2 protein-coding genes and 3 pseudogenes are annotated in these 4,260 nt (G+C 32.8%); 4 read left to right on the top strand and 1 reads right to left on the bottom strand.

Annotation, left to right across the window (positions count from 1 at the left end; translation table 11 throughout):
- Positions 1 to 33: 33 nt before the first annotated feature.
- The 4 genes and pseudogenes from FPG59_RS14410 to FPG59_RS17055 all read left to right on the top strand — a co-directional run.
- Positions 34 to 1,140, top strand: coding sequence for an ABC transporter permease (locus FPG59_RS14410; protein ID WP_086455269.1), 1,107 nt, complete (start codon positions 34 to 36; stop codon positions 1,138 to 1,140).
- A 73-nt stretch (positions 1,141 to 1,213) separates the two neighbouring features.
- Entirely contained in the window at positions 1,214 to 2,335 is a 1,122-nt protein-coding gene (locus tag FPG59_RS14405) for an ABC transporter permease (RefSeq protein ID WP_086455268.1), read from the top strand.
- A 153-nt stretch (positions 2,336 to 2,488) separates the two neighbouring features.
- A pseudogene (locus FPG59_RS17060) lies at positions 2,489 to 2,662 on the top strand (DUF2141 domain-containing protein); the annotation flags it as partial.
- Between the two features lie 185 nt (positions 2,663 to 2,847).
- Positions 2,848 to 2,916, top strand: a pseudogene (locus tag FPG59_RS17055) (hypothetical protein); the annotation flags it as partial.
- A gap of 53 nt (positions 2,917 to 2,969) precedes the next feature.
- Here the strand turns inward: FPG59_RS17055 and FPG59_RS14390 are convergent.
- Positions 2,970 to 4,097, bottom strand: a pseudogene (locus FPG59_RS14390) (hypothetical protein); the annotation flags it as partial.
- Positions 4,098 to 4,260 lie beyond the last annotated feature (163 nt).

The following is a 4,260-nucleotide window of genomic DNA, read 5'->3' as shown; positions in this document are numbered from 1 at the left end:
ATCTTAATGGTTTAAAAACCTAAAAAGTTTAAAATGAAAAGATTCATCGGATTTGTAAAGAAAGAATTCTACCATATTTTCAGAGATAAACGCTCGTTGTTTATACTTTTTGGTATGCCAATCGCTCAAATTTTACTCTTTGGTTTCGCCATAACAAATGAAATCAATAATGTAAATATTGCCATCTTAGACCAGTCAAATGATGTTGAAACTCAGAAAATTATTTATAAAATAAAAGCTTCCCCCTATTTTAACGTTGAAAACCAAATTGAAAAAGAAAGTGATATAGAATCCGAATTTAAAAAAGGAAAAATTAAGGCAGTACTAATTTTTGAACCTAATTTCAGTAAAAATCTCGAAACAAAAAAAGTAGCCATTATCCAAGCCATCACTGACGCCACCGAACCAAATGTAGCAAATACCATAGCCAATTATACGTCGGCTATTATTCAGAATTATCAATCCCAAAAAAAACAATCCAATAGCAATCAAGTAAAAGTTGAAGTACAATCGAGAATGTTTTATAATCCGGAACTCAAAAGTGTATTTAATTTTGTACCTGGCGTTATGACGGTAATTTTAATGCTGGTTTCGGCTATGATGACCTCTATTTCTATTACACGAGAAAAAGAATTGGGAACTATGGAAATCCTTCTGGTTTCTCCTTTAAAACCATTTCAGGTAATTATTGGCAAAGTATTTCCGTATATTTTTCTTTCGATAATCAATGCAATTGTAATTTTAACATTGGGATATTTTATTTTCAAAATGCCAATTAATGGAAGTATCTTTTTGTTGGCTTTCGAAAGTATTTTATTTATAATTTCCGCACTTTCACTGGGTATATTAATTTCTACCGTTTCTAATTCACAGCAAACCGCAATGATGCTTTCCTTAATGGGATTGATGCTGCCTGTCATTATCCTCTCTGGATTCATTTTCCCTGTAAACAGTATGCCGTTGCCGATGCAGTTGATCAGCGACATCATTCCTGCAAAATGGTTTATTATCATTGTAAAAGCCATCATGCTCAAAGGAGTCGGAATTCAATATGTATGGAAAGAAACGCTGATATTAATTGGCATGACCGTGTTTTTTATAACGTTAAGCATTAAAAAATATAAAATTAGATTAGAATAAAAATTTCAATCGTAATGTCAATGACAATAAAAAAATTAAAAACTTCGCGACTTTGCGACTTAGCGGCCAAAAAATGAAAACAATAGTATTCATCATTCAAAAAGAGTTTAAGCAAATTTTTAGAGACAAAAGTATGCTGCAACTGATATTTATTTTGCCCATTTTGCAATTATTAATTTTGTCAAATGCAGCCACATTCGATGTTAAAAATATTGCTATCACTTTTGTTGATAATGACAAAAGTCGGGATTCAAGAGATTTAATAAACGCTTTTAAAGCCTCAACTTATTTTAAAGTTACAGACTCTGATTTTTCAGAAAAAGAAGCTGTCGAGGAAATGCAAAAAGGAAAAACCGATATTATAGTAAACATTCCGGTTCACTTCAATCGTGACCTGCAAAAAGACCAAGAAGCGAGCATTTCAGTAAATATTAACGCCATTGATGCTGCAACAGCCGGTGTTGAAAATGTATATGTAACACAGATTATAAACACCTACAATCAAAACATCCAAATGCAGTCAAAATACTTCTCCGAAAATAAAGAAGTATCGCAAAACATACTGGTTATCCCCTCTTTTTGGTACAACAAGACCTTAAATTATAAAACTTTTATGGTACCCGGAATTTTAGTTTTATTGGTCACTATGTTAACTTTATTTCTGTCATCGATGAATATTGTCCGAGAAAAAGAGCTGGGAACATTAGAGCAAATCAATGTAACACCAATAAAAAAGTATCAGTTTATTATTGGGAAATTATTCCCGTTTTGGGTGCTTGGTTTAGTGATTTTAACCGTGGGTTTAGTAATAGCCAAAGTTGTTTTTAGTGTTCCCATGTTAGGTAATATCTTTCTAGTTTATGGATTCACAGCCGTGTATTTACTTTTAATTTTAGGATTAGGACTGTATATATCCAATCACACCGAAACCCAACAACAAGCCATGTTTATTGCTTGGTTTTTCATGGTAATCTTTATTTTGATGAGCGGTTTGTTCACACCTATCGAAAGTATGCCTAAGTGGGCTCAAAATCTAACGTTGTTAAACCCTATTCGGTATTTTGTAGAGTTCATAAGAATGGTTCTTTTGAAAGGTTCCGGTTTTTCTGACGTGCTGAATAATTTATTAATCGTCAGTGGCTTTGCAGTATTTGTCAATGGTATGGCGATTTGGAGTTACAAAAAATCAAATTAAAATCTTAATTAACTTCAAAAAAATCCCAACGAAAAAACTTATATCTGCATTTTTCTTACCAACAGTTTCCTATTATTCCTTAAGTCAGCGATTAAAGTAAATGATTTAAGAAATTCTAGAAGAGTTATTCTATTGATCTGATTTAACAAAGAGGATTCAATACCAGATGAGAAATTCAATAGATATTATAAAAAAGAAAGTACAACGATTTCAAATAATTCTTCATCGGCAGCCTTCTTTGATCTACTAAAAGGGAATTATGCAGTGTTTATATTAAACGATGAAAATAAAAACAGTGATAATCAAAAAAATTATTTTGCTTACTGATGGTGTTAGACTTTCAACTTTTAAAAACACAAACCTGACTAATCATCCTAATATTCTTTAAGCAAGTTTGAAGGTAAACGAAAACTAAAAAAACTATTAAAATTATTTATAAATAATGAGTTCAAACTATTTCAATGTGAGATAATCATTAATTCGGCTTTAAACAATTAAATTAGTCAAATTATATTGCCCGGCATACTTTTGCAACCACGGTAACGCTTACAAATGGTGTTCCGATCGAGAGTGTAAGCAAATTGTTAGGGCATAAAAACTTACGAACCACCCAGCACTATGCAAAGGTTTTAGACAAAAAAGCAAGTGAAGACATGAAGATATTGCGAGACAAATTCACTTTGGCTGCGGCCAATGATGCTAGGGTGAGTTTATCAACCGAAGTGGCTTCAGGAACTAATAAAAACGGCGAACCCCAACCCACAGAATCCACATCATAATGATCCAATAGAAAATCGTGTTCTTCAGCAGCTCCTATGCCGCCTTGAAACGTGATTTTTAAATCCAATGGTTGTTCCGGAACATGCATTTCTTTTTGTCCCAATGCTTTAACCATCAACTCATGCGCAGATTGAATCAATTGCTCTTTTTTCTGTTTGAATTCTTCTAAAATCGGTCCCAACAAATAGCCTTCGGTGGCAAAAGCGTGTCCGCCACAATTCAGTCCGGATTCAATTCGATATTCAGAAACCCAAAGTCCTTTTTTAGCTAAAAAATTCCCTTGAATCATTGCCGAACGAAAGTCACTTACTTTCAGCGTGATTTTCTTTTTCAGTGCATTCTTCGCATCCGGAAAGAAGGCCGAAAAACTTTCAAAATAGCTGTATAATCTTGGATTCATCCCAGCCGATAAAACAACTGAAGATTCTAATGTACTGTTTACAAAACCACGCAATGCGGCATGCGCATCATTAAAAATAATTGGTAATTGTTCCTCTTTGATGAAATTATCCTTATCCAATTTGGTCATAATATTAACATCAATATTGCCCAGATAAAGATTTTTCTCCAGATAATTTTTGATATTTTCTTTGAAAGCGAAACCGTCTTCCATCAAGTTTTGCAAACCTGCTTTAATCTCTGATTTGTTGGGCAGCATCGCAATGTAATTTTCCAAAGCTGATTTGCTTTCCGATAATTCCGTTTTGAAATTTTCGAATTTTTCCTTAACGATTTTGTCTACCAAATTCAGATAAGAAGTAATGCGTTCTGCGCGATAATCATGTATTTTTTGGGTAATTTCCTGATACGGAAAATCAAATTTCTTGCTGTAAAAAGCATTCATTTTTTCGATAAGCTCATCATCCATAATTGAAATAACGGATGAAATTCCATACTTCGCCACTCGTATCGGACTATCAATCGTATAAGCAAGTCCCATAACCGGGATATGAAAAGTATGGAGTGGTTTAAGTGTTGTCATGCTAAAATGATTTAAATAAATAAACCACAAAAGTCGAGAAACTAAAAACTGATAAATATCATACGCTATGATACTTTAATAAGATACTTTAGCCATTTTAGGTCCTGTTTTAAGATTATTTCAAAAACAATACATTTTACACTTTTCTAGTATGATTTCAATC

This window comes from Flavobacterium sp. FPG59 (assembly GCF_002150205.1).
Lineage (GTDB): Bacteria > Bacteroidota > Bacteroidia > Flavobacteriales > Flavobacteriaceae > Flavobacterium.
The sequence above is the reverse complement of the archived record's forward strand: the minus strand, read 5'-3'. Positions and strand labels throughout refer to the sequence as shown.